This is a genomic window from Nitrosomonas marina (assembly GCF_900110145.1).
GTDB classification, from domain to species: Bacteria; Pseudomonadota; Gammaproteobacteria; order Burkholderiales; family Nitrosomonadaceae; genus Nitrosomonas; species Nitrosomonas marina.
The window spans coordinates 17,426-43,354 of the sequence record NZ_FOCP01000027.1; the positions used below are offsets into that span (position 1 = coordinate 17,426).

The following is a 25,929-nucleotide window of genomic DNA, read 5'->3' on the forward strand; positions in this document are numbered from 1 at the left end:
ATAAAAAGTGTCATGTTGAAATGATTGGCTTGCAGTTACAGCGACTGCAGCTTGATCGTTTCTCTTTATTTCGATGAATAAATAAGTAGCAATGGGCTATTGATGATTACTAAGCGACATCTGTGCCAACCAGAATATTAACTGGCTGTATTAACCTTCAGTCTGCTGACGACATTGTTTATATACAGGCTTGTTTTACTGCAAGTAGTAAATAACAGTACATACAGAGAGTCTCAATACATTTCCAGAGTATTCAATAATGGCTTGCGGTTTCCTGCAAGCCATTATTCATAAAACAAGGATATATTCAAGTTTAATGTTTGATGACACGATTCGTCATTTTATCCTCTGTACCTGACTGAATTGTCGCTGCCGAGGCTGGTATTGGTGTTGGTACGGATTGCGGTTTGTGTTCGAGCGCAATCTCCAGAACCTGGTCAATCCATTTGACAGGCTTGATGGTCAAACTGCTCTTGATATTGTCTGGAATATCCGCAAGATCTTTGACGTTTTTTTCTGGAATGATCACTTTCTTGATGCCGCCGCGATGTGCAGCCAGCAGCTTCTCTTTGAGTCCACCTATTGGCAGTACCTCGCCGCGCAATGTGATTTCTCCGGTCATTGCTACATCAGATCTAACGGCAATATCTGCCAGCGTTGACACCATGGCTACACAGATACCGATACCAGCGCTGGGACCGTCTTTCGGGGTGGCGCCCTCGGGCAGATGAATGTGAATGTCCTTTTTCTGATAAAACTCTTCCTGTATGCCCAGCAGATGAGAGCGACTGCGAACAACCGATAATGCCGCCTGTATGGATTCCTGCATAACCTCACCGAGTTTACCGGTGGTTATGGTTTTTCCTTTGCCCGGGACGACCACTGCTTCAATGGTCAGTAATTCACCACCGACTTCTGTCCATGCCAGTCCGGTAACCTGTCCGATCTGGTTTTCTTTCTCGGCAACGCCGTACGAGTAACGGCGCACACCCAGAAACTTGTCAAGATTGCGTGAGGTAACAGATGCCTTTTTTTTCTCACTGTCCAGCAACAACTCCTTGACAGATTTTCTGCAGGTTTTGGAAATTTCTCGCTCCAGCGCGCGAACACCTGATTCACGCGTGTAGTATCGCACGATATCACGCAATGCTGTGTCTGAAAGTGAAAGCTCGCTTTTTTTCAAACCGTGGTTTTTTAACTGTTTTGGTAGCAGATATTTTGAAGCTATATTCAGTTTCTCATCTTCGGTATATCCAGACAGATGAATTACTTCCAGACGGTCGAGTAGGGCAGGTGGAATATTCAATGAATTGGCGGTTGCCACAAACATCACATCCGATAAGTCATATTCGACCTCGACATAATGATCGACAAATGTATGATTTTGCTCTGGATCAAGTACCTCCAGTAATGCCGATGCAGGATCACCGCGAAAATCCATTCCCATTTTATCGACTTCATCCAGAAGAAATAATGGATTCTTAACACCAACTTTGGTCATGTTCTGCAGGATTTTTCCAGGCATTGAACCAATGTACGTTTTGCGGTGGCCACGTATTTCAGCTTCATCTCTGACGCCACCGAGTGCCATACGGATAAATTTTCTATTAACTGCTCGTGCAATGGATTGCCCAAGAGATGTTTTACCTACCCCGGGCGGTCCAACAAGGCAGAGTATCGGTGCTTTCAGTTTGTCAACCCGCTGCTGAACAGCCAGGTATTCGACAATTCGTTCTTTGACTTTTTCTAAACCATAATGATCTTCATTCAAAACAGTTTCGGCTGCACTAAGATCCATACTGATTTTGCTTTTCTTTTTCCAGGGCAAACCAATCAGCACATCAATATAGTTACGTACAACAGTCGCTTCCGCGGACATTGGTGACATCAGTCGCAGTTTTCTGAGCTCGGATTCCGCTTTTTCGCGTGCTTCCTTGGGCATATGGGCTGCTTTGATTTTGCGCTCGATTTCTTCCAGATCAGCGCCATCTTCTCCTTCTCCAAGTTCTTTCTGAATGGCCTTAACCTGTTCATTCAGATAATAGTCGCGCTGACTTTTTTCCATCTGACGCTTAACCCTGCCGCGTATACGTTTTTCTACCTGCAGGATGTCGAGCTCGGTTTCCAGAAGTCCAAGCAAGTGCTCTAATCTTTTGGCGACATCAAAAATTTCCAAGACGTCCTGTTTCTGTTCCAGCTTTAAGGGTAGGTAAGCGGCAATAGTGTCGGCAAGGCGACCTGCTTCGTCTATTCCGCCCAGCGACGTAATAATTTCTGGCGGGATTTTTTTGTTGAGTTTGACGTATTGATCAAATTGCGTCATCAAGGCCCGTCGCATTGCTTCTGCTTCTGGTTTATCGTCCGGTTCTTGTATGATTGGTACGGCTTTTCCATCGAAATGGCTTTCAGCATCAATGAATTCCAGTATGCGGGCACGCTGATTGCCTTCAACCAGAACTTTAACAGTGCCATCTGGTAATTTAAGCATCTGTAAAATATTCGCAATACTGCAGACATCGTACATGTCATCAGGTTCTGGTTCATCCTTGGATGCTACTTTCTGCGCGACCAGCAAAATGTTTTTGTTGGACTCCATTGCAAGTTCAAGTGCTTTAATTGATTTTTGCCGTCCGACAAATAACGGAATTACCATATGCGGAAATACGACCACGTCCCGCAGTGGGAGTAGTGGCAGTGTCAACTGTTCAGAATTATCTACTAGGGAAGTCATATCTGTTTACTTTTTAAATTGAATTGTTGCATCTAACAATGAGTATATGTCCGCTTATCAAAATCTCAAGCCTATATTGTGTATAACAGTAACATAGTTCCAACTACGAAATGATAAAAACAGCAGGGTAATTTTATGTCTGTTCGATTATGTTAAAGGTGCCACTTGTCATGTCGAAACCATGAAATGCTTCAGTATGTTTTGCCAATAAATGATGGACTGAAGGCTAAGAAGAGAGTGAAATGCCGAGTGAGATGCAAACAGAAATATTTTTAATTTAGATCATTACAATTAAGCAATGCAATATTTCTGTTTGATCAGAAAAATAGTTGAGATTAACTTGAAGTTTTTGCGACTTTTTGTTGTTCTGAATAAATTAATATTGGTTTGATATCTTCATTCGCTGTATTGAAATCAATAACAACTTTTGTTACGTTCTCGAGAGAAGGCAGATCGTACATGATATCAAGTAAAATATCTTCCATGATTGAACGCAAGCCGCGCGCGCCTGTTTTGCGCGAAAGTGCTTTCTGAGCAATAGCTTTGAGTGCGGCTTCTCGGAATTCCAAATCGACGCCGCCTTCCATGTTAAACATTTTCCAGTACTGTTTAACCAGTGCATTTTTTGGTTCGGTCAAAATCTGCACCAAAGCATCTTCGTTGAGTTCATCCAGCGTAGCGACAACAGGCAGGCGGCCGACAAATTCCGGAATCAAACCAAATTTGACCAGATCTTCGGGTTCTACACCCTGCAGAACTTTATTGATGTCCTTACGCTTCTGGCTTCTTACATCGGCCCCAAATCCAATTCCACCTTTTTCTGAGCGTGCACGGATGACTTTGTCCAAACCGTCAAATGCACCGCCACAGATGAATAATATGTTCGTTGTGTCGACCTGGACAAATTCCTGGTTCGGATGTTTGCGACCACCTTGTGGCGGAACCATCGCAGTAGTACCCTCGATTAGCTTTAACAGCGCCTGTTGAACCCCTTCACCGGAAACATCGCGAGTGATTGATGGGTTATCGGATTTGCGCGAGATTTTATCGATTTCGTCAATGTAAACAATACCACGTTGCGCTTTTTCAGCATCGTAATTACATTTTTGTAATAGTTTCTGAATAATATTCTCGACGTCTTCACCAACGTAACCTGCTTCTGTCAATGCGGTTGCGTCCGCCATGATGAAAGGTACATCAAGCAACCGAGCCAGCGTTTGCGCCAACAAAGTCTTTCCCGAACCTGTCGGACCAATCAGCAGGATATTACTCTTGGACAACTCTATTTCATCATTATCGTTCGGTTTTGAAATATTTCTCAATCGCTTATAATGATTGTAAACAGCAACCGATAGAATCTTCTTGGCAGATTCCTGTCCAATAACATATTGATCCAGCGTTTGTTTGATTTCATGAGGCACGGGCAAGTTGGATTTGACCAGCTTGGTAGCCTCATCACCCTGCATTTCCTCGCGAATGATATCGTTACACAACTCTATACATTCATCACAAATAAAAACCGAAGGACCTGCAATCAGTTTTCTTACCTCATGCTGGCTTTTACCGCAAAATGAACAGTAAAGCAGTTTCTCGCTATTAGTTTTTTCTGCCATATAATCTTTATCCTGACGTCATTTAGCCAATGGCAATGTTAAAATTACAATACACTATTATTAAAAATGTTTAATCGGCAGTTTCATCGCGATGTGTTAGCACAGCGTCTACCAATCCATAACTTACTGACTCTTCAGCACTTAGAAAGTTATCACGATCAGTGTCCTTTTCTATTTCTGTTATCGGCTGACCGGTATGCTTTGCCATAATTTCGTTTAGCCGCGATTTCAAATAAAGTATTTCTCTTGCATGAATTTCAATGTCAGACGCCTGACCCTGAAAACCACCAAGCGGCTGATGAATCATCACTCGTGAATTCGGCAGGCAGTACCGTTTGCCTTTTGCGCCTGCTGTTAATAGCAATGCTCCCATGCTGGCTGCTTGTCCGATACATAATGTACTGATATCCGGTTTAATGTATTGCATTGTATCGTAAATGGCAAGTCCTGCAGAGACCACGCCACCAGGAGAGTTTATATATAAATGAATATCCTTTTCAGCATTTTCCGATTCAAGGAAAAGCAATTGCGCAACAACAAGATTGGCGGTCGTTTCATTTACAGGTCCGACCATAAAGATGACTCGTTCTTTTAACAGTCGCGAATAAATGTCGTATGCGCGCTCTCCACGTCCACTTGTTTCTATGACCATCGGAATCAGTCCAAGGTTTCTTGGTTGCATGGCTTGCTGCCATTCAAAGTTTTCCGTCATATCAGGCAATCCCCATCAGTTCGTCAAATGTAACTTGTTTTTCAACCACTTTTACCTGTTGCAGGACCCATTGCACTACATTGGCTTCTAAAGCTATTGATTCTGCTTCCTGAAGGCGGTCTTTGGATGCATAATGCCATTTCACAATTTCTTCAGGGTTTTCGTAGCTACGGGCATTTTCTTCAATTACTTTTCGTATTTGTTCGGGTGTTGCTTTTAGCTGATATATTTTAAGCAGCTCGGCCAAAATTAGCCCGAGCTTTATTCGATGCTCCGCTTTATTTTTGAACATATCGGATGTAAGCTGGATGTCATCAGCCTGCATACCTCGAGCGCTAAAGTCTTTACGTGCATTTTCCATCAACCGTGTGGCTTCCTGATCAACAAGCGCTTTTGGTGCGTCAATCGGTATGGCCTCCATTAGGCACTGCATTGCCTGATCTTTGAGCTTTGAATTGATGCGCTTCGCGATTTCATGTTCCAGATCGTGGCTTATGTCCTCGCGCATTTTTTCAAGGTCACCATCCTGAATACCCAGTTGTTTTGCGAATTCTTGATCAACCTCCGGCAACACGGGCAGCTCTACAGATTTCAGTTTGACATTGAAAACAACAGTTTTTCCAGCGATTTCTTTACCGTGATAATCTTCAGGAAATACTACATCAAACGTCTTGTCATCGCCTGCCTTCATTCCTAATAGTGCGGCTTCAAAATCTTTGATGAATTTTCCATCGCCAGCTATCAGATAAACATCTTTACCTTCGCCTCCCGGAAAATCTTCTCCATTCATTTTTCCGTGAAAGTCGACTTTAACACGATCACCCTCTATGGCTGCGCGTTCGGCAGTTTGATATTGAACATGTTGTTTCCGGATCATTTCAATGGTTTTATCAATATCCTCAGCAGCAACCTGAGTTACCGGTTTCTCGATTGACAACTGGCTTAAATCGCCTACAACTATGTCCGGGTATACTTCAAATTGGGCACTGAAAGCATAAAGTGCGGAATTGTCGCTATTTTGCTTGGTTTCATAGCGTGGGTAGCCGACAACCTGAAGATTATGTTCCTTGACAGCTTCGCTGAATTTTTTACTTAATGCATCCCCGAGCACTTCCTGTTGTACTTCTGCGCCATACCGCTGCGATACCAGTTTTAATGGAACTTTACCAGGTCGAAAACCATGCATCTTGACTTTCTTTGCCAGTTGTTTCAGGCGCTTGTTCACTTCTTCCTGTATCTGGTCTTGTGGAATGGATATATCGATGCGACGTTCAAGGGCTCCGAGATTTTCTACATTTGATTGCATTAAAATTCCTGACTGATTGAATAACAAGGTAAAAAATAAATGTTCAAGTGTACAATAATATATTGTGACTACAAAAAAAAGAGCTTAGCTTTGTAATTAGCATGCAGTAAGCCGAATATCGAATAACAGCAAAGACAAATAAACTTATGGTGCGAAAGGGGGGACTCGAACCCCCACACCTTGCGGCGCCAGAACCTAAATCTGGTGCGTCTACCAATTCCGCCACTTTCGCTCAGTTCTTGTTTTGAATTTCCTTTTAGCGTGTGTCTTATACAACCTTATGATTATACCCGTTTAACTGGAATTTAGTATTAAATGCTGCATTTAGCATAGAATGATTTCGCCTGTTATTGCTCTGCTTTCAGGGCCCATAAGAAACAAGTATACAGGCATCAGGTCTTCCGGTTGAGGTAACGTTTTTTTTACTTCTCCGGGATGCGTTTTTACGCGTTGTGGTGTATTAACCGCTCCGGGAATTAATGCGTTGATACGTACATTAGGCAACATACTCCATTCATCTGCCTGTATTTTTACGAATGCTTCAATTCCTGCCTTGGCAACCGAAAATCCTCCCCAGTATGCTTTGGGGTCATGACCATGTGTGCTTCCCGTCATAATGATGCTGGCATCAGGCGCGGTTTTCAACAGTGGCAAGCAGGCCTTGGTCAATGCAAATGGCGCTATCAGATTGACTTGTAACAGGGTCTGCCATTGTTCGAGTGTTTGAGATTCCATGGGACTCGGGCCATGAAGAAAAGCTGCATTATGCAAGATGCCGTCGAGTCGTCCCAATTGTTCAGTAATCGCCTGCGCTAACAGGTTGTAATCTTTTTCTGCTGCTTTTTCCAGATCCAGTGGGTAAATGACAGGTTGCGTAATATCGAGTGATTCAATCTCGTCATATACGCGTTCCAGTTTCTTGGTTGATTTGCCATGCAGTATGACGATTGCACCATGTTTTGCAAAAGCAATTGCCGCGGTGCGTCCTAAACCCTGTCCAGCGCCTGTCACAAGAATGACGCGATTTTGCAACAGGTTTTCGGGTGGTGAATAATTTCTATACTGGCTCATGTGGCAAACTGTATCATGTATCTGGTAGCTCGATAAAAGAATAAGTGATGTTCTTGTTTTGTATTCCCAGGCATTCCTGCTAAATCAGATCATCTGGTTTACACGCACTTAAAAAAAAGCAACAACCCGATGCCAACAGGGTTGTTGCTTGATATTGGCAGGCTCGCTACGGCAATGAACCATAACGCTGTGGGGGTATTACATATCCATGCCGCCCATGCCGCCCATGCCGCCCATGCCGCCCATGCCGGCCGGGCCACCCGCAGGTTCCTCTTTCGGTAATTCGGCAACCATGGCGTCAGTTGTCAGAATCAAACTGGCAACAGATGCAGCATTTTGTAGAGCGGAGCGCGTTACTTTGGTAGGATCCAGGACGCCGCTTTCAACCATGTCTCCGTACTCTCCTGTAGCTGCGTTATAGCCGAAGTTACCGTTGCCCTCAACTACTTTGTTGACAACAACAGAAGGTTCATCGCCTGAGTTCAGCACAATCTGACGCAGTGGCTCTTCGAGTGCGCGTATAACGATCTTGATTCCGGCATCCTGATCATGGTTCTCTCCTTTCAGTTTATTGATAACCGGTATTGTTCTCAGCAGTGCGACACCGCCGCCGGCGATGACGCCTTCTTCGACAGCTGCGCGTGTTGCATGCAAAGCATCTTCAACACGTGCCTTTTTCTCTTTCATTTCTACTTCGGTCGCAGCGCCGACTTTAATCAATGCAACACCGCCGGCAAGTTTGGCTACCCGTTCTTGAAGTTTCTCTTTATCATAATCGCTGCTTGCTTCTTCAATGAGTGCGCGAATCTGTTTGACACGGCCTTCGATATTGGCTGCATCGCCCGCGCCATCAATGATTGTCGTATTTTCTTTGCCAACTTCGACGCGTTTTGCCTGGCCTAGATTATCCAGTGTGACTTTTTCAAGCGACAAACCAACTTCTTCTGAAATAACAGTACCGCCGGTCAGAATGGCGATATCCTCCAACATGGCTTTTCGGCGATCACCGAATCCTGGTGCTTTAACTGCGCATGTTTTCAAGATGCCGCGAATATTATTTACCACCAGTGTAGCCAGCGCTTCGCCTTCAATATCTTCTGCAATAATCAGTAATGGTTTGCTGGCCTTGGCAACTTGCTCCAGTACAGGCAGTAAGTCCCGTATATTGGATACCTTTTTATCGTGCAACAGAATATAAGGATCTTCCAGTAATGCGATTTGTTTTTCAGCACTGCTGACAAAATAAGGAGACAGGTAGCCACGGTCAAATTGCATGCCTTCAACCACTTCCAGTTCATTCTCGAGCCCTGAGCCGTCCTCAACTGAAATCACACCTTCTTTACCTACTTTGTCCATCGCGTCAGCAATAATTTTGCCAATTTCAGCATCTGAATTTGCAGAGATGCTGCCAACCTGAGCGATTTCTTTTGCTGTCGCACATGGTTTTGACATTTTTTTCAATTCCTCCACTGTAGCACTGACAGCCTTGTCAATACCGCGCTTCAAATCCATCGGGTTCATTCCTGCGGCGACATAGCGCATGCCTTCTTTAACAATAGATTGTGCCAATACAGTTGCGGTTGTTGTTCCGTCACCAGCTACATCGGATGTCTTGCTGGACACTTCCTTGAGCATTTGAGCGCCCATATTTTCAAACTTGTCTTTCAGTTCGATTTCTTTAGCGACTGAAACACCATCCTTGGTAATTGTTGGTGCGCCGTAAGCGCGGTCTAGCACAACATTACGACCCTTTGGTCCCAGCGTTACTTTAACTGCATCAGCCAGTACATTGACTCCATCAATCAGTTTATGGCGTGCTACATCTCCAAATTTTACTTCTTTTGCTGACATAATTTTCTTTCTCCTAATTCTTTAACTTATAGTTTTGCAAGACACATCTTAATTTAGCCGGATAACATCAGCTTTCAATGACACCCATGATGTCTTCTTCGCGCATCACCAACAGCTCTTCGCCCTCAACTTTGACAGCCTGACCGGAATATTTGCCGAACAATACTTTATCGCCCACTTTAACTTCTAATGCGCGTACATTGCCATCGTCACTTGCCTTACCTTTACCGACCGCTAGAATTTCACCCTGATCGGGCTTTTCAGTGGCGCTGTCTGGAATCACAATCCCCGATGCTGTTTTGCGCTCTTCCTCCAGCCGTTTAACGATTACGCGGTCATGTAATGGACGAATTTTCATGCTTTTGTCTCCTATTAAAAAATTTACGCAACTATTTGAAATATTGAGTCAATCAATTGATATTCTGTTCTGATAAGCCCAGGATTTTATAATCTGGAAAATTATTAGCACTCGCTATCAATGAGTGCTAGCAATAATAAGGCCTGTCTCGAAGAATTTCAAGGCCATCATTAAGAAATTTTTTTGTTGTGAAAAAGGAGAGTGCAATCGGGATGTTCAGAAACCAGAATCCGGATCGAAGTGTGGAATCAGTTCAGAGATATTCAGGTTTCTTATGTTTCGTGGCTTTTGTTTAGAGTAACAGGCGTTCTGACAGTAGTAAGAAACGCGATTTCAGGTTTTTCGGTTCAACCAGTCTTCACGCATTTTTCGTGCCTGAGAGAATGATTCTTTTAGTGCTTTTCCGTCACTGTTTGTCAACATAGACTGTAGACAGCTTAATTCTTCCTGATACGCTGATATCTGTTTTACTAGCGCTTCCCGGTTAGCTAAGCAGATATCGCGCCACATTTCTGGTGAACTGCTGGCGATACGAGTAAAATCACGAAACCCACTGCCGACAAAGCGCAGTAAGTTTTCTGAATTATTTGAATTTTTGTGCAGGTAATTCATTAGAGTGAATGCTAGCATATGCGGCAAATGACTGGTGGCGGCAAGTATCTCATCATGCTCTTCGATACGCATAAGCGAGACCTTCGCTCCACAAGCCAGCCATAGTGCTGAGGTCAATTCAATTGCCATTTTCTGTGTTTCTTCAATAGGGGTGAGAATGACATGTTTGTTAATATACAGGTCATTCTGCGCTGCCAGAACGCCGCTGTATTCGGCACCTGCAATCGGGTGCCCGGGAACGAAGTTTTTCAGATGAACGCCTAAATGATTGCGGGCTGCTGTGACGACATCCTGTTTGGTGCTGCCAGCGTCCGAGATGACAGTACTGTGCTCCAGACATGGTGCAATCTGTGCCATGATGTGTTCGGTTTGGCCGACAGGCATGGCTAGCAGAATAAAATCAGTTCCTTCAAGCGCCGATGGCAAATCCGTTGCAATTTCATCAATCACGCCAAGAGCCAGCGCGCGCTGCATATTTTCCTGACTGCGTCCGATACCGACTATCTTGCTGGCGATGCCCGCCTTGCGTATTGCAAGACCAAACGAACCGCCAATCAGACCGACACCGATAATAACTAGTTTGTTCAGCGTGATACGTGTCATGAATATTTTGATAATGATTTAAGTGTTCGATCTACAATTAGATCTGGGCAGTGCCTTTCAGTAAATTCAAAGTGATTTGATTCGTGCGATATCGACTTCATGGTCGATTGAATTTAGTACGCTATCAATATCATATTGATAGCGTACTGGTAGTGAAATTCAAATTTGCTTGTCAGTCTTCTCTTCGTTGATAACAATAATCACGCAAGTTCTCCCAGTGCGTTTGCTAATGCACTGAGGAATCTTTGATTTTCCGATTCGAGCCCGATGGTAACTCTCAGATGATGCGGCATTTCGTAAATGCCGAGCGGTCGAACTATAACACCCTGACGCAACAGGTTTTGAAAAACAAGGCTTGTGTTTGCGGCGTCACCTTCGACTCTGAATGTAATGAAATTGCCATACGATGGAATATATTCGATGCCGAGTTTGCGGAACCCATCGGTGAGTTGCAGCATGCCTGCGCGATTGAGAGCATACGAGCGCTGGATGAATTCTCTATCCTGCAGTGCTGCAAGAGCACCGACCAGTCCGATACTGTTGACGTTAAATGGCTGGCGTACACGGTTCATGAGATTGGCAACTTGCGGATGTGCGAGACCGAAACCTACGCGTACACCGGCGAGTCCATAGACCTTGGAGAAAGTGCGTGTGATAACCAGATTGGGGAATCGCTTGAGCCAGTTGATACTGTCAGACTGGTTAGCCGGGGGCAGATATTCATTGTAGGCCTCGTCAAGAACGACTAGCACATCTTTTGACACGCGTTCCATGAAACGCAACAAATCATCGGGGGGTGATAATGTACCGGTTGGGTTGTTAGGGCTGGCGATGAACACCATACGTGTTTCCTGCGTGATCGCGTCAAGCATGGCCGGCAAATCATGGCCGTATTCCCTTGCTGACACGGAAATACCGTTTGCACCAATTGTTTGTGTCACAAGGGGATAGACCGCAAATGCATGTTGAGAATATACGGCAGCTGCACCAGGTTTCAGGAACACGCGTGCTGCGAGATCGAGTACGTCATTAGAGCCGTTGCCGAGAACGATTTGCTCGGTATCAACTGCATACAGCTTGGATAATGCTTGTTTGAGCTCAAAACCGCTTCCGTCCGGATAACGGGCGCCATCATGTAATGCATGAATCATGGCTTCAAGCGCTAATGGGCTGGTTCCCAGGGGGTTTTCATTGGAAGCCAGTTTTACAATGCTGCGTTCATCTAGTCCCATTTCTCTAGCCAGTTCTGATATGGGCTTGCCAGGCTGGTAGGGATGTATAGCGCGTATATATTCCGGTGCAAAATCACATAGATTCATAATGTTCAGTTTTTGTTGATAATTATAAAGCTGGTAAATGTGTATGGTTGGTCAATTCCAGGCTGTCGGGCGCATCCTAGGATGCCGGATACGATCCAAGAATTTTCAGGAATGCGGCTTTTTCATTGAGTTCCTTGAGCGCTTCTGCAACATTGGCGTCTTTTTGATGACCTTCGATATCGACAAAAAAAACATACTGCCATAGATGAGTACGTGAAGGACGGGATTCGAGACGAGTCATACTGACATTATGAACAGAAAACGGTGTCAATAATTTATGAATGGCACCAGCATAATTACCCGTAGACATGACCAGAGACGTTTTATCTTTACCGGAAGGCGCTACCTGTTGGGTTCCGAGCACTAGAAAGCGCGTGGTGTTTTTAGAGTCATCTTCGATATTTTCTGCGCAGATTTTCAGTCCGTAAAAATCCGCTGCTCTTTTACCAGCGATGGCCGCAGCATGCGAGTCTTGTGCGGCCAGACGGGCAGCGTCAGCATTACTACTGGTATTGATATAGGCAGTGTTGGAAATTCCGGGCAGCTTTGTCTGCAGCCAGTGATGACACTGTGCAAAAGATTGCGGGTGAGAATATATTTTTTCAATTTTTGTCAGATCAGTTTGTAAAGCCATCAGAGATTGATGGACAGGTAGCTGAATTTCTCCACAGACTGTCAGCGAAGTTTGCAGCAGTAGATCCAGTGTACGGCCTACCGCGCCTTCGGTAGAATTCTCCACTGGCACCACACCATAGCCTGCATTGCCGGATTCAACATTGCGAAATACTGCATCAATAGAATCACATGGAAGTGTGGTAAAGGCGCCTCCAAAGCGCCTGGTCGCTGCCTCTTCCGAGAATGTACCTTGTGGTCCCAGACAGGCCACTGTCATTGGCTTTTCCAGTGCCCGGCAAATCGACATGATTTCTGTGAAAAGCTGGGCTATGCGCGCATTATCCAGCGGCCCGGGATTATCCTGTTGTACCCGTGCCAGTATCTGTGCTTCACGTTCCGGCCGGTAAATAATGTTGCTTTTTTTAATCAAGCCGATTTGCTGAGCGAGTGCAGCGCGCTTATTGACGAGTTGCAGTATTTCGTTGTCAATTTTATCAATCTCGTTGCGTAACTGTTTTAATTGTTCAAGAGTCATAGGATTGATCAATTAACCTGTCGAGTCGGGAAAGGCACATAGCGTGCAGATAAAACACCTGAAATCGAAGAGATTTTGTTAATTAACTGCAGTGGAACCGGACTGTCAACATCGACCAGCGTATAAGCCATTTCACCCCGAGATTTGTTTACCATGTTATGAATGTTCAATCCGGCTTTTGCCAGATCCGTAGAAATCTGTCCTACGATATTGGGAACATTTGAATTGGCTACGGCAATCCGATAGGACGATTCCCGTTCCATACTGGTATTGGGGAAATTAACGGTATTGGTGATGTTGCCATTTTGCAGAAAATCGACGAGCTGATTCACAACCATTACCGCACAGTTTTGTTCCGCTTCCAGTGTGGAAGCGCCTAGATGCGGCAAGGTGACGACGGATTCATGACGCTGTAATTTACGACTAGGAAAGTCGCATACATATGACTTTATTCTTCCCGACGAAATCCCGTCCAATACCGCCTCTTCATCGACGATAGCATTACGCGAAAAATTCAGCAGGATTGCGCCTTGCTTCATATTACTGATGCTTTTTTCATTGATAAGGTGGCGGGTGGTATCGAGTAAGGGCACGTGTACGGTGATAAAATCACTGGCACGCAACAAGGCTTCAATGCTCTGTGCTTTTTTGACTTCCGACGATAAGCTCCAGGCGGATTCAACTGTAATGTTGGGATCATATCCGATGACCTTCATACCGAGTTTAAGCGCCGCATCGGCGACTAACCTGCCTATTTCACCCAAGCCAACTATGCCAAGTGTGCGTCCTGGTAACTCTATACCCGAAAAGCGCTTTTTTTCACGTTCTGCGAGTGTATGCAGAGTATCGTCATCACCTTGCAGCGTTTCGACATAACGCAATGCGGGCAACAGATTACGTGCGGCCAGAAATAAACCTGCAAGCACCAGTTCTTTAACGGCATTGGCATTGGCGCCCGGGGTATTGAATACTGGAATACCGCGTTCGCTCATGGCCTTGACCGGAATGTTGTTGGTACCTGCACCAGCGCGCCCAACGGCCAGTACTGTTCGGGGAATATCCATGTTCAGCATGTTGTGCGAACGGACCAGAATGGCGTCTGGTTGTGCGCTATTCTCGCCGACCTGGTAATTGTCTCTGGGGAAACATTCCAGTCCTGCGGAAGCAATATGATTCAAAGTCAGAACCTTGAAGACTGTTTGTTGATACTCAGGCATTTTTTTTAGCAAACTCTTTCATGAACTCAACCAGTTGTACAACGCCATCGATAGGCATGGCGTTATATAGCGATGCACGCATACCGCCTACAGAGCGATGACCTTTTAGCTGGATCAGGCCTTTTGCTTCGGCTTGTTCCAGAAACATGTTGTCCAGTGCGGGATCTTTCAGCGTAAATGGAATGTTCATTCGGGATCGATCATGCTTGGTGACAGGGCACTGGTAAAATTCACAGGCATCTATTAATTCATAAAGCAGCGCTGCTTTGCGAATGTTGGTTTGCTCAATAGCCGAGAGACCGCCTTGCCGCTTTAACCATTTCGTAACCAGGCCCGTAATGTAAATTGCGTAGGTAGGGGGCGTGTTATACATGGAGTTATTGTTGATGTGCACCTGGTAATCAAACAGTGTTGGTGTTCCCGGCTGAACGAAGCCAGCTAGGTCTTCACGGATAATGACTATTACCAGACCCGCTGGCCCAAGATTTTTCTGTGCGCCTGCGTAGATCAGTCCATACCGGGTTACATCCAGCGGCCGCGATAGAATATTTGAAGACATATCGGCTACTACCGGTATATTATTTTTATCGGCAGGAAATTCCGGTGACCAGTGATACTCTACACCACCAATGGTTTCATTGGATGTCAGGTGTATGTATGCCGCATTGTTATCAAGACGCCACTGGTCTTGTGTGGGAACATACGTAAAACGGGCGTCCTCGGAAGAAGCGGCAATGTTGACCTGACAGTAACGCTTTGCTTCTTTTATGGCTTTATCAGACCATTGCCCGGTATGAATGTAATCAGCTTTGGTTTTGCTGCGAAGCAAATTCATGGGCACCATTGCAAACTGGCTGGATGCGCCGCCCTGAAGAAATAATAGTTTGTAGTTAGACGGAATGTTTATCAGTTCGCGTAAATCTTGCTCCAGGTCCTCTATGATCGAGGTAAATTCTCGGCCGCGGTGACTCATTTCCATAACCGACATGCCGCTTCCATGCCAGTCCAGCATTTCATCGCGTGCCTGTTGCAAAACTTCCCTGGGTAATACTGCTGGGCCTGCGCTAAAGTTATAGATTTGATTCATTTTTGTCGTGCCTGGAAAACTATTAGATTTGTTTGAATTAACGAAAACGCTTTGTCTGATTATTCCTCTGTGCTTTCAATAACTTTTTCCAACCCTGCCAGTTTTTCTCCTTCGTCGAGATTTATCAGTGTGACACCCTGGGTAGCACGGCTCATTTCCCGTACTTCGTTGACGCGTGTTCGTATCATGACGCCCCCGGATGTGATCAGCATGATTTCATCATCGGGTTTGACAAGTTTTGCGGTGACGACCTTGCCATTGCGTTTGCTAGTTTTAATAGCAATCATGCCTTGTGTTCCACGGCTATGGCGCGTGTATTCGCCGATCGGTGTACGTTTTCCGTAGCCATTTTCGGTTACAGTCAGAACGGCTTGAGTTTCGTCTTCTGCAACAAGCAATGAAATGACTTTTTGTTCCGGGCCCAGCTTCATACCGCGTACGCCGCGAGCACTACGACCCATTGGGCGTACGTCATTTTCATTAAAGCGCATGGCCTTGCCATGATCGGAAAACAGCATCACGTCGGAGTGACCGTTTGTCAATGCAACACCGATTAGATAATCGTCTTCGTTTAATCCGATGGCGATAATACCATTGCTGCGAGGTCTCGAAAATTCCGATAAGGGTGTTTTCTTGACGGTTCCTGTTGCCGTCGCCATGAAAACAAACCAATTCTCGTCAAATGTTTTGACAGGTAGAATGGCATTGATTTTTTCGTCATCTTCCAGCTGAACCAGATTTATGATTGGTTTTCCGCGAGATGTTCGTCCGCCCAGTGGTACTGAGTATACTTTTATCCAGTAAACGCGCCCGCGACTGGAAAAACACAAAATATAGTCATGCGTATTGGCAATAAACAGATTGTCAATAAAATCATCTTCTTTGGTGCTAGCGGCCTGTTTGCCGCGTCCGCCGCGTTTTTGTGCCCGGTATTCGTCAAGTATTTGTGATTTGATATAACCGGTGTGGGAAAGTGTAACGACTACATCTGCAGGAGCAATGAGATCTTCGATACTCAGATCCTGCGTGTCGATAACAATTTCACTACGGCGTTTATCGCCAAACTGCTGCCGTATGGTTTCAAGCTCGTCGCTGATAATGTCAGTAATTCTTCCAGGAGTGGCCAGAATGTCCAAAAAATCGACAATTTTGTCCATTACGTCTTTATATTCGTCAACAATTTTGTCTTGTTCGAGGCCGGTCAGTCGCTGTAGGCGTAAGTCCAGAATAGCCTGTGCCTGTACGTCGGATAGCCTGTAGCCCTGCGATTGCAGCCCAAAATCAGGCGCCAGCCCTTCCGGGCGCAACGTTTGTATGTCGGCCACGGCTCTTGCGAGCATTTCTTCGACCAGTGAAGAACGCCATGTTCTTGACATGAGTGCTTTCTTGGCATCTGAAGGTGTTGCAGATGATTTGATGAGCGCAATAATTTCATCAACATTAGATAGCGAAACGGCCAGCCCTTCGAGTATGTGCCCGCGTTCACGCGCCTTTTTGAGTTCAAATACGGTTCTTCGTGTTACTATTTCGCGCCGATGGCGAAGGAAAGCAGCGAGAATTTGCTTTAAATTCAATTGTCGTGGCTGACCATCCAGCAAGGCAACCATGTTCATGCCGAAAGTATCCTGCATTTGCGTATCTTTATACAGCTTATTGAGGATAACTTCGGGAAGTTCGCCACGTTTTAGTTCAATGACAATGCGCATGCCGGATTTATCTGATTCATCGCGCAAATCAGAAATACCTTCTATTTTTTTATCACGAACCAATTCACCGATTCGCATGAGTAAGTTGGCCTTATTTACCTGATAGGGCAATTCATCAACTATGATGGCTTGGCGACTGCCTTTGTCCAGGTCTTCAAAATGAGTACGTGCACGCATCACAACCCGGCCGCGTCCTGTGCGATATCCGTCATGCACACCGTTGATGCCATATATGATACCGGCAGTTGGAAAATCGGGCGCAGGGATGCATTCGATCAGCTCCTCGACACTGGTTTCAGGGTTTTTCAGAAGCTTCAGACTTGCTTCAATCACTTCAATCAGATTATGTGGTGGTATATTGGTCGCCATGCCCACCGCGATGCCAGAGGATCCGTTGATCAGGAGATTGGGTATTTTGGTTGGAAGAATAAGAGGTTCTTGCTCTGATTCATCATAATTGGGTCCGAAATCAACCGTTTCCTTATCAAGATCGACAAGCAATTCATGAGCAATACGTGACATACGGATTTCCGTATAACGCATTGCAGCTGCATTATCACCATCAATGGAACCAAAGTTTCCCTGGCCGTCTATCAGCATATAGCGCAAAGAAAAGTTCTGTGCCATGCGTACAATGGTATCGTAAACTGCAGTGTCGCCGTGTGGATGGTATTTACCAATAACATCACCAACGATACGGGCTGATTTTTTATATGGTCGGTTCCAGTCGTTTGATAATTCATGCATTGCAAAAAGTATGCGCCGATGGACTGGTTTAAGACCATCTCGGACATCGGGCAGTGCGCGCCCAACTATAACGCTCATAGCATAATCGAGATATGATCGGCGCATTTCCTCTTCGAGGCTTACTGGCAGAGTTTCTTTGGCGAATTGATTCATTTTTTATGATTAATTAAGAAACAGCTGGTTAAAGTAAAAGTGCTGGCTTGGATTTCCGGCAAGTCAAAATTCTTTTATTTTACCATGTTGGAATTCTTCCTCTGGAACTTTAACGTGCCGTAGTCGAAAAAAACGATGCATGGTATGCCGGTAACAGAAAAAAAGCTTGAAAATACAAATGATATAGGCGAAGATTATAGCTTTTTTTAAATTTGGGTGTGGCGGGATAAGTGAATGTATCACACTGAATTAAAGTCTTAAATTTTCTCTGGGTAACTTTTAAAATGTACAATAAGCGAGCAGAATAAAGACATGTCATATGTGATGAATACTTATGCACAGCTTCCTGTCACTTTCGTCAAAGGTGAAGGTGTCTGGCTGTGGAGTGACGCGGGCGAGAAATATCTTGATGCGCTATCAGGGGTGGCTGTATGCGGATTGGGGCATTGCCATCCACGGTTGGCGGAAGCGCTGTGTAGGCAGGCTCGCACGTTGATACATACATCCAATATTTATTTTATCGAAAAGCAGGAACAGCTTGCTGCCAGACTGATTTCATTGTCAGGTATGGAAAAGGCTTTTTTTTGCAATTCTGGAGCTGAAGCGAATGAAGCCGCCATCAAGCTTGCGCGGCTTTACGGCCATAACAAGGGCGTGTCTTTGCCAACCATCGTTGTTATGGAACGCGCATTTCACGGTCGTACTATGGCGACATTGACAGCGACTGGTAACCGTAAGGTGCAAGCGGGATTTGAACCGCTGTTGTCTGGTTTCGTGCGCGTACCATACAATAATCTGGAAGCTGTGCGGCAGGTTGCTGTTAACAACAAGAATGTAGTTGCGGTCCTGGTTGAGCCGTTCCAGGGAGAGGGTGGGGTAAATATTCCACAGGCGCATTATTTGCATGAATTGCGCACGATATGTGACGAGTACGGCTGGTTGTTGATGCTTGATGAAGTTCAATCGGGAATCGGGCGTAGCGGAAAATGGTTTGCGTTTCAACATAGCGAAATTGTTCCCGATGTAATGACGCTCGCCAAGGGTTTGGGGTCGGGTGTTCCGATTGGTAGCTGTCTGGCCCGGGGCATAGCTGCAAATACATTTAAACCGGGCAATCACGCATCAACATTTGGTGGCAACCCATTAGCGTGTACGGCTGCCATTGAGACTCTTGCAGTGCTTGAGGAAGATGAACTTATTAATCATGCCAGCGCCTTGGGAAAGTTTATTCATGATCGTCTGGAATCGCAGCTAGCTGGACTGGATAAAGTTGTTGAGATAAGAAGCCAGGGATTGATGATTGGTATTGAGCTTGCGATGCCTTGCACTGAACTGGTGAGAAGGGCGTTGGAACAGAAACTGCTAATCAATGTGACCTCTGAGAAGGTGGTTCGTTTACTTCCAGCGCTCGTGATGAAGCAGGAAGAGGCCGTTTTGGTCGTGGATACGGTCTGTCAATTAATAAAGGAGTTTGTTGTAGCTGGTTAGATGGTGGGCTTATGTGCTATCTCTCAGCCACGACTGTTGTTATTTTATGCAATTGAAGCATTTTCTGCAGGTCACTGATTTAAGCCGGGAAGAATATGAACATTTGTTCGAACGTACCCGGTGGATGAAGCATGCGTTTAAAGAATATCATCAATATTGGCCACTGGTAGACCGAACGTTGGCGATGATTTTTGACAAAAATTCAACCAGAACGCGATTGTCGTTTGAAGCTGGTATGAATCAGCTTGGCGGCACGGCAATTTACCTTTCGACTCGTGATACACAACTGGGGCGTGGAGAGCCGGTAGAGGATGCTGCGCGTGTGATATCACGTATGGTAGATCTGATAATGATTCGCACGCACGAACACGATATTTTAGAACGTTTTACGCAGCATTCCCGTGTTCCTGTTATTAATGGCCTAACCGATGAATATCATCCCTGCCAGATAATGGGAGATATTTTTACCTATATAGAACACAGGGAAAATATCGCGGGTAAGAAAGTGGCCTGGATTGGTGATGTAAACAATATGTGTAATTCGTGGTTGCAAGCTGCGGAGATATTCGATTTTAAAGTTCATGTTTCCGCGCCGCCTGGTTATGAAGTCAATGCAGAACGGATAGGCTTAGTCGGTACAAAAAATTTTGAATTGTTTTCTAACCCGCACGATGCGGTCAGGAATGTGGATCTGGTAACGACAGATGTCTGGATTAGTATGGGTTTTGAAGCCGAGGCTGAACAAAGAAAAGCAGATTTTTCAGATTTTTGCGTGGATGCGGAAATGATGTCCCTGGCAGACAAAGAAGCTGTTTTTATGCATTGCCTGCCTGCCCATCGAGGCGAGGAAGTAGCTGCAGAGGTTATTGATGGTCCTCAATCTGTTGTGTGGGATGAGGCTGAAAATCGCCTGCACACACAAAAGGCGTTGATGGAGTACTTGCTGCTTGGGAAGATACGGCACAGTTGATTGTGATGCATTGAAAGTGCAGCCTGGTAATTCACGGATAATTACAACATGAAAAAAATAAATAAAGTAGTACTTGCCTTTTCAGGCGGACTGGATACATCGGTTATTCTCAAATGGTTGCAGGATACCTATCAGTGTGAGGTGGTAACATTTACTGCAGATATTGGTCAGGGTGAAGAGGTTGAGCCTGCACGTGCAAAGGCGCAACAACTGGGTGTCAACGAAATCTATATTGAAGACCTGCGGGAAGAGTTTGTACGTGATTTTGTCTTTCCTATGTTCAGAGCCAATGCCATATATGAAGGCGAGTATTTGTTGGGAACCAGCATAGCGCGTCCGCTAATTGCCAAGAGGCAGATAGAGATTGCACAGGAGACAGGTGCGGATGCTGTGTCTCATGGCGCTACAGGAAAGGGGAATGATCAGGTGCGATTTGAATTGGGATATTACGCGCTGCAACCTGATATCCAAATCATTGCACCATGGCGCGAATGGGATTTGACTTCACGGGAAAAACTTCTGAAATATGCAGAGTCGCATCGTATCCCTGTCGAAATGAAAAGAAAGGAAGGGTCGCCATACAGTATGGATGCTAATTTACTCCATATATCCTATGAGGGTCGTGGTCTGGAGAATCCAGCTGTCGAGCCTGAAGAATCCATGTGGCGCTGGAGTGTTTCTCCTGAAAATGCGCCTGATACAGCAGAGTACGTGGAAATTGAGTTTGAGCGCGGGGATGCGGTAGCGCTCAATGGAAACTCAATGACACCAGCGCAAATATTAACGACACTGAATCAGCTCGGCGGAAAACATGGTATTGGAAGACTGGATCTGGTGGAAAATAGATATGTAGGTATGAAATCGCGTGGCTGTTATGAAACGCCGGGGGGTGCGGTTTTATTACGCGCCCACAGGGCTGTGGAGTCTATCACTCTGGATAGAGAAGTCGCGCATCTGAAAGATGAATTGATGCCGCGATACGCTGCATTAATTTATAATGGTTACTGGTGGAGCCCGGAGCGTAAAACATTACAGGCACTGATTGATGGAACTCAGCAAAATGTCAATGGATGGGCAAGGCTGAAATTATATAAAGGAAATGTCATTATCGTTGGGAGGGATTCAAGAACACATTCACTGTTCGATGAGAATGTGGCAACTTTCGAGGATGATGCAGGTGCTTACAATCAGGCCGATGCCGCGGGATTTATCAGGCTCAATGCGCTTCGCTTGCGTATAGCAGCTAAAATAAAATAAATATGATTGTCCATAATTGATACATCATTTTTGTGAGGTGGCGTGGATGCCAACATTTGACATCGTTTCAGAAGTTGATGGCCATGAAGTAAGAAATGCTGTTGATCAGACGAATAAAGAAGTAAGCTCAAGATTTGACTTCAAAGGAACAGACGCACGAGTCGAGCAGTCTGAATTGTTGCTTACCGTATATGCTGATGATGAGTTTAAGCTTGAGCAGGTTCTGGATATACTGCGCTCAAAACTTACTAAACGTAAAATAGATGTTCGTTGCCTGGAAAAAAAACAGCTAGAGAAAATTAGTGGTAACAAAGTAAAACAGGAAGTTTGTGTCAAAACAGGATTGGACTCAGATTTAGCTAAAAAAATTGTCAAGATCCTTAAAGAAAATAAATTGAAAGTACAGGCAAGTATACAGGGCGATAGTGTTCGTGTTTCGGGAGCAAAAAAGGATATATTGCAAGAAGCAATACAGTTAGTGAAGCGTACGGTCACTGATTTTCCCTTACAATATCAGAATTTCAGAGATTGATTCTGGATTAAGAATCAATACAAATTGTTATCGAGGACAAACCAGAGTGTTTGTGCTGAAAGATAATCATGGCGGATACCCTCCTTTATAGTTGTGAATCAATAAATTTATTCTTCCTGGACGATTGAACTAAACCTTGACACAAACTGGAAAACCCCATAAAATCCGCAGTCTTTTCTATCGCACAAGCACTTAGAGCCGAAATCAAAGAGCTGGTGCGGTAAGACCTATTCGCTGAAAGTGGTAGCAAAAAATCTAAGTAAATAAGTTTGGACGGCTTTTGCCGTCCCAGTTTTTTAGGACATAGTAATATGCCGACTATTAGTCAATTAGTACGCAAGCCGCGCGAAGCAAAGCGCGTAAAAAGTAATGTGCCTGCACTAGAAAGTTGCCCGCAGAAAAGAGGTGTTTGTACAAGGGTTTACACTACGACACCAAAGAAACCGAACTCGGCGCTGCGTAAAGTGGCCAGGGTCAGACTGACAAATGGTTACGAAGTATCAAGTTATATTGGCGGTGAAGGACATAATCTCCAGGAGCATTCAGTAGTGCTGATTCGGGGCGGCAGGGTAAAAGATTTGCCTGGCGTACGCTATCACACAGTGAGGGGTAGTTTAGATACTGCGGGTGTGAAGGATCGTAAACAGGCGCGATCTAAATATGGCTCGAAAAAGCCTAAAACTGCTTAATGATTTATTACCCCAAAGGATAAAGAATAATGCCAAGACGTAGAGAAGTGCCAAAGCGTGAAATATTGCCGGATCCTAAATTTCATAATATCGAACTTGCTAAATTCGTCAATGTGTTAATGACGCGCGGAAAAAAATCCGTGGCTGAAAGAATAATATACGGAGCGTTAGAACATATTGAAAAGAAAACTGGCGGAGATCCAATGGAAGTGTTTACTCAGGCTCTAACAAATGTGCGCCCGTTAGTTGAGGTAAAAAGTCGCCGCGTTGGGGGTGCGAATTATCAGGTGCCTGTGGAAGTGCGCTCAATACGTCGGAATGCTTTGGCGATGCGATGGTTGCGGGATGCGGCAAGAAAGAGAAGTGAAAAATCGATGGATATGCGATTGGCGGGTGAATTGGCAGAAGCAGCTGAAGGCAGAGGTGGGGCTGTCAAGAAAAAGGAAGAAGTGCACAGAATGGCGGAATCCAACAAAGCATTTTCTCATTTCAGATTTTGATTTTTGTAAACTAGTACTCTTAATACAATAATTTTTTTAGTAGGGCAATTGACTGTGGCAAGAAAGACACCAATAGAGCGATATAGAAATATCGGAATTATGGCGCATATCGACGCTGGTAAAACAACCACTACTGAGCGAGTGCTCTTCTATACTGGCGTATCGCATAAAATTGGTGAAGTGCATGATGGCGCTGCCACCATGGATTGGATGGAGCAGGAGCAGGAAAGAGGAATTACTATAACTTCGGCAGCTACAACTTGTTTTTGGAAAGGTATGGATGGCAGCTACCCCGAGCATCGTATCAATATCATCGATACCCCGGGGCACGTCGATTTTACCATTGAGGTTGAGCGTTCACTGCGCGTTCTTGATGGAGCGTGTACAGTATTTTGTGCTGTAGGTGGAGTTCAGCCGCAAACTGAAACGGTTTGGCGGCAAGCAAATAAATATCATGTTCCGCGCTTGGCGTTTGTGAATAAGATGGACAGATCAGGTGCAGATTTTATGCGCGTTCATGAGCAGATACAAACGCGGTTGAAAGCGACGCCTGTGCCAATACAACTACCGATAGGCGCTGAAGATAAGTTCGAGGGTATTGTGGACCTGGTTAAAATGAAAGCCATTTATTGGGATGAAGAAACCAAGGGCCTTAAGTTTGAAGAGCGCGATATTCCGGAAAATCTGAAGAACGAAGCTCAGGAATGGCGTGAAAAGATGCTCGAGACAGCGGCAGAAGCTGATGAAGATCTGATGAATAAGTACCTTGAAAATGGTGATCTGGATATTTCAGATGTCAAGAAAGGAATTCGTCTGAGAACCATTAATAATGAAATTGTTCCCATGTTGTGCGGCACGGCTTTTAAAAATAAGGGTGTACAAGCAATGCTGGATGCGGTATTGGATTATATGCCGTCACCAACAGATGTGCTAGCCATACAGGGTACGAAAGAAAATGGGGATGCTGAGAAAAGAACATCTGATGATAATGCTCCATTCGCCGCTCTGGCCTTCAAAGTTGCTACAGACCCGTACGTTGGGCAATTAATTTTCTTCAGGGTTTATTCGGGTGTAGTTAATTCTGGTGACTCGGTATATAACCCGATCAAGGCACGAAAAGAAAGAATAGGTCGTATTCTTCAAATGCATGCAAATCAGCGTGAGGAAATTAAGGAAGTTAGGGCAGGGGATATCGCCGCTGCAGTAGGTCTGAAAGATGTGACAACAGGTGATACTTTATGTACGCCCGATTCGATTATCACATTAGAAAAAATGGATTTTCCGGATCCGGTCATACATGTAGCGGTTGAGCCAAAGACAAAGCTGGATCAGGAAAAAATGGGTATTGCATTGAACAGACTTGCTCAGGAGGATCCGTCTTTTAGGGTGCGAACCGATGAAGAATCTGGGCAAACAATCATTTCTGGAATGGGTGAACTGCATCTGGAAATCATTGTAGATCGGATGAAGCGTGAATTTGGCGTCGAGGCTAATGTGGGCGCTCCTCAGGTGGCATACAGGGAAGCAATCAAAAAACTTGTTGAAATTGAAGGTAAATTCGTTAAGCAATCAGGTGGACGCGGGCAATATGGTCACGTTTGGCTAAAAATGGAACCGAATGAAGCCGGTAAAGGATTTGAGTTTGTAGATGAAATTAAAGGTGGCGTAGTTCCACGCGAATATATACCAGCAGTTGAAAAAGGTTTGATTGACACTCTGCCAAATGGTATATTAGCGGGTTTTCCGGTCGTTGATGTAAAAGTAACGCTGTTTGATGGTTCGTATCACGACGTGGATTCAAATGAGAATGCTTTCAAAATGGCGGCATCAATGGCATTTAAAGATGGGATGAGAAAGGCAAATCCAGTGCTGCTTGAGCCAATGATGGCGGTCGAAGTGGAATCGCCGGAAGAGTTTATGGGTAATGTTGTAGGTGATTTGTCTTCGAGACGTGGAATGATTCAGGGTATGGATGATGTGCCTGGCATGAAAGTGATTCGCGCAGAAGTGCCATTGGCGGAAATGTTTGGTTATTCAACTGCATTGAGATCGGCAACTCAAGGCCGGGCTACGTATTCAATGGAATTTAAGCATTATGCTGAGGCACCTAAAAATGTAGCCGAAGCGGTCATTAACAAGAAATAAGGTTAAAAGCATAAAGGACAGGTCATGGCAAAGAGCAAGTTTGAGCGTTCGAAACCACACGTAAATGTGGGCACGATAGGACATGTGGATCATGGTAAGACGACGCTGACGG

General features: G+C 44.9%; 21 protein-coding genes and 1 tRNA gene. 8 read left to right on the forward strand and 14 right to left on the reverse strand.

What is annotated here, in order from left to right; genetic code table 11:
• Window positions 1–313: 313 nt before the first annotated feature.
• From lon to gyrA, 14 genes are all read right to left on the reverse strand, one after another.
• Window positions 314–2,731, reverse strand: a complete 2,418-nt coding sequence (gene lon / locus BMX44_RS14340) for an endopeptidase La (RefSeq protein ID WP_090634316.1) — start codon at window positions 2,729–2,731, stop codon at window positions 314–316.
• Between the two features lie 335 nt (window positions 2,732–3,066).
• Window positions 3,067–4,344: an ATP-dependent Clp protease ATP-binding subunit ClpX gene (clpX, locus tag BMX44_RS14345; protein ID WP_090634318.1), complete on the reverse strand. Its 1,278-nt coding sequence runs from the start codon at window positions 4,342–4,344 to the stop codon at window positions 3,067–3,069.
• 70 nt (window positions 4,345–4,414) lie between these two features.
• Window positions 4,415–5,056: an ATP-dependent Clp endopeptidase proteolytic subunit ClpP gene (gene clpP, locus BMX44_RS14350; RefSeq protein ID WP_090634319.1), complete on the reverse strand. Its 642-nt coding sequence runs from the start codon at window positions 5,054–5,056 to the stop codon at window positions 4,415–4,417.
• A gap of 1 nt (window position 5,057) precedes the next feature.
• Window positions 5,058–6,362, reverse strand: coding sequence for a trigger factor (gene tig / locus BMX44_RS14355; RefSeq protein ID WP_090634321.1), 1,305 nt, complete (start codon window positions 6,360–6,362; stop codon window positions 5,058–5,060).
• 147 nt (window positions 6,363–6,509) lie between these two features.
• Window positions 6,510–6,594: transfer RNA gene (locus tag BMX44_RS14360), tRNA-Leu, on the reverse strand.
• A gap of 92 nt (window positions 6,595–6,686) precedes the next feature.
• A complete protein-coding gene (locus tag BMX44_RS14365; RefSeq protein WP_090634323.1) occupies window positions 6,687–7,433 on the reverse strand; it encodes a YciK family oxidoreductase in 747 nt (248 codons plus the stop codon).
• Between the two features lie 198 nt (window positions 7,434–7,631).
• Complete coding sequence (gene groL, locus BMX44_RS14370; RefSeq protein WP_090634324.1) at window positions 7,632–9,284, reverse strand: chaperonin GroEL; 1,653 nt, start codon at window positions 9,282–9,284, stop codon at window positions 7,632–7,634.
• A 67-nt stretch (window positions 9,285–9,351) separates the two neighbouring features.
• Complete coding sequence (gene groES, locus BMX44_RS14375) at window positions 9,352–9,642, reverse strand: co-chaperone GroES (protein ID WP_090634326.1); 291 nt, start codon at window positions 9,640–9,642, stop codon at window positions 9,352–9,354.
• A gap of 333 nt (window positions 9,643–9,975) precedes the next feature.
• On the reverse strand, window positions 9,976–10,857 hold the full coding sequence (locus tag BMX44_RS14380) for a prephenate dehydrogenase (protein WP_090634327.1): 882 nt from the start codon (window positions 10,855–10,857) through the stop codon (window positions 9,976–9,978).
• 200 nt (window positions 10,858–11,057) lie between these two features.
• Window positions 11,058–12,176 (reverse strand): histidinol-phosphate transaminase, encoded by a 1,119-nt coding sequence (gene hisC / locus BMX44_RS14385; protein WP_090634329.1) that lies wholly within the window; start codon window positions 12,174–12,176, stop codon window positions 11,058–11,060.
• A gap of 76 nt (window positions 12,177–12,252) precedes the next feature.
• Window positions 12,253–13,326 carry a prephenate dehydratase gene (gene pheA / locus BMX44_RS14390; protein ID WP_090634331.1) on the reverse strand — a complete coding sequence of 358 codons (1,074 nt, stop codon included), beginning with the start codon at window positions 13,324–13,326 and terminating at the stop codon, window positions 12,253–12,255.
• An 8-nt stretch (window positions 13,327–13,334) separates the two neighbouring features.
• The gene (locus BMX44_RS14395) at window positions 13,335–14,543 is read right to left on the reverse strand and encodes a phosphoglycerate dehydrogenase (RefSeq protein ID WP_090634332.1); all 1,209 of its coding nucleotides are present in this window, start codon (window positions 14,541–14,543) and stop codon (window positions 13,335–13,337) included.
• Window positions 14,536–15,630: a 3-phosphoserine/phosphohydroxythreonine transaminase gene (serC, locus tag BMX44_RS14400; protein WP_090634334.1), complete on the reverse strand. Its 1,095-nt coding sequence runs from the start codon at window positions 15,628–15,630 to the stop codon at window positions 14,536–14,538. Before serC ends, BMX44_RS14395 begins: the two co-directional genes overlap by 8 nt.
• Window positions 15,631–15,689: 59 nt before the next feature.
• Window positions 15,690–18,236 (reverse strand): DNA gyrase subunit A, encoded by a 2,547-nt coding sequence (gyrA, locus tag BMX44_RS14405; protein WP_090634335.1) that lies wholly within the window; start codon window positions 18,234–18,236, stop codon window positions 15,690–15,692.
• Between the two features lie 312 nt (window positions 18,237–18,548).
• Here gyrA and BMX44_RS14410 point away from each other — a divergent pair, with 312 nt between their 5' ends.
• The 8 genes from BMX44_RS14410 to BMX44_RS14445 all read left to right on the forward strand — a co-directional run.
• Complete coding sequence (locus BMX44_RS14410) at window positions 18,549–19,724, forward strand: aspartate aminotransferase family protein (RefSeq protein ID WP_090634337.1); 1,176 nt, start codon at window positions 18,549–18,551, stop codon at window positions 19,722–19,724.
• Between the two features lie 46 nt (window positions 19,725–19,770).
• Window positions 19,771–20,694, forward strand: a complete 924-nt coding sequence (argF, locus tag BMX44_RS14415; RefSeq protein WP_090634339.1) for an ornithine carbamoyltransferase — start codon at window positions 19,771–19,773, stop codon at window positions 20,692–20,694.
• A gap of 48 nt (window positions 20,695–20,742) precedes the next feature.
• Complete coding sequence (locus tag BMX44_RS14420; RefSeq protein ID WP_090634341.1) at window positions 20,743–21,951, forward strand: argininosuccinate synthase; 1,209 nt, start codon at window positions 20,743–20,745, stop codon at window positions 21,949–21,951.
• Between the two features lie 46 nt (window positions 21,952–21,997).
• Entirely contained in the window at window positions 21,998–22,483 is a 486-nt protein-coding gene (locus BMX44_RS14425; protein WP_090634342.1) for a YajQ family cyclic di-GMP-binding protein, read from the forward strand.
• A gap of 311 nt (window positions 22,484–22,794) precedes the next feature.
• Window positions 22,795–23,172 carry a 30S ribosomal protein S12 gene (rpsL, locus tag BMX44_RS14430; RefSeq protein WP_090333649.1) on the forward strand — a complete coding sequence of 126 codons (378 nt, stop codon included), beginning with the start codon at window positions 22,795–22,797 and terminating at the stop codon, window positions 23,170–23,172.
• A 29-nt stretch (window positions 23,173–23,201) separates the two neighbouring features.
• The gene (gene rpsG, locus BMX44_RS14435) at window positions 23,202–23,672 is read left to right on the forward strand and encodes a 30S ribosomal protein S7 (protein WP_090634344.1); all 471 of its coding nucleotides are present in this window, start codon (window positions 23,202–23,204) and stop codon (window positions 23,670–23,672) included.
• Window positions 23,673–23,726: 54 nt separating this feature from the next.
• Window positions 23,727–25,817 (forward strand): elongation factor G, encoded by a 2,091-nt coding sequence (gene fusA / locus BMX44_RS14440; protein ID WP_090634346.1) that lies wholly within the window; start codon window positions 23,727–23,729, stop codon window positions 25,815–25,817.
• A 24-nt stretch (window positions 25,818–25,841) separates the two neighbouring features.
• On the forward strand, window positions 25,842–25,929 hold an 88-nt coding region (locus tag BMX44_RS14445; protein ID WP_090333656.1), incomplete at its 3' end, for a GTP-binding protein.

Coding starts and splice junctions, on each gene's coding strand:
- lon (WP_090634316.1), bottom strand. CDS start 2,731: ATGACTTCCCTAGTAGATAATTCTGAACAGTTGACACTGCCACTACTC.
- clpX (WP_090634318.1), bottom strand. CDS start 4,344: ATGGCAGAAAAAACTAATAGCGAGAAACTGCTTTACTGTTCATTTTGC.
- clpP (WP_090634319.1), bottom strand. CDS start 5,056: ATGACGGAAAACTTTGAATGGCAGCAAGCCATGCAACCAAGAAACCTT.
- tig (WP_090634321.1), bottom strand. CDS start 6,362: ATGCAATCAAATGTAGAAAATCTCGGAGCCCTTGAACGTCGCATCGAT.
- BMX44_RS14365 (WP_090634323.1), bottom strand. CDS start 7,433: ATGAGCCAGTATAGAAATTATTCACCACCCGAAAACCTGTTGCAAAAT.
- groL (WP_090634324.1), bottom strand. CDS start 9,284: ATGTCAGCAAAAGAAGTAAAATTTGGAGATGTAGCACGCCATAAACTG.
- groES (WP_090634326.1), bottom strand. CDS start 9,642: ATGAAAATTCGTCCATTACATGACCGCGTAATCGTTAAACGGCTGGAG.
- BMX44_RS14380 (WP_090634327.1), bottom strand. CDS start 10,857: ATGACACGTATCACGCTGAACAAACTAGTTATTATCGGTGTCGGTCTG.
- hisC (WP_090634329.1), bottom strand. CDS start 12,176: ATGAATCTATGTGATTTTGCACCGGAATATATACGCGCTATACATCCC.
- pheA (WP_090634331.1), bottom strand. CDS start 13,326: ATGACTCTTGAACAATTAAAACAGTTACGCAACGAGATTGATAAAATT.
- BMX44_RS14395 (WP_090634332.1), bottom strand. CDS start 14,543: ATGCCTGAGTATCAACAAACAGTCTTCAAGGTTCTGACTTTGAATCAT.
- serC (WP_090634334.1), bottom strand. CDS start 15,630: ATGAATCAAATCTATAACTTTAGCGCAGGCCCAGCAGTATTACCCAGG.
- gyrA (WP_090634335.1), bottom strand. CDS start 18,236: ATGAATCAATTCGCCAAAGAAACTCTGCCAGTAAGCCTCGAAGAGGAA.
- BMX44_RS14410 (WP_090634337.1), top strand. CDS start 18,549: ATGTCATATGTGATGAATACTTATGCACAGCTTCCTGTCACTTTCGTC.
- argF (WP_090634339.1), top strand. CDS start 19,771: ATGCAATTGAAGCATTTTCTGCAGGTCACTGATTTAAGCCGGGAAGAA.
- BMX44_RS14420 (WP_090634341.1), top strand. CDS start 20,743: ATGAAAAAAATAAATAAAGTAGTACTTGCCTTTTCAGGCGGACTGGAT.
- BMX44_RS14425 (WP_090634342.1), top strand. CDS start 21,998: ATGCCAACATTTGACATCGTTTCAGAAGTTGATGGCCATGAAGTAAGA.
- rpsL (WP_090333649.1), top strand. CDS start 22,795: ATGCCGACTATTAGTCAATTAGTACGCAAGCCGCGCGAAGCAAAGCGC.
- rpsG (WP_090634344.1), top strand. CDS start 23,202: ATGCCAAGACGTAGAGAAGTGCCAAAGCGTGAAATATTGCCGGATCCT.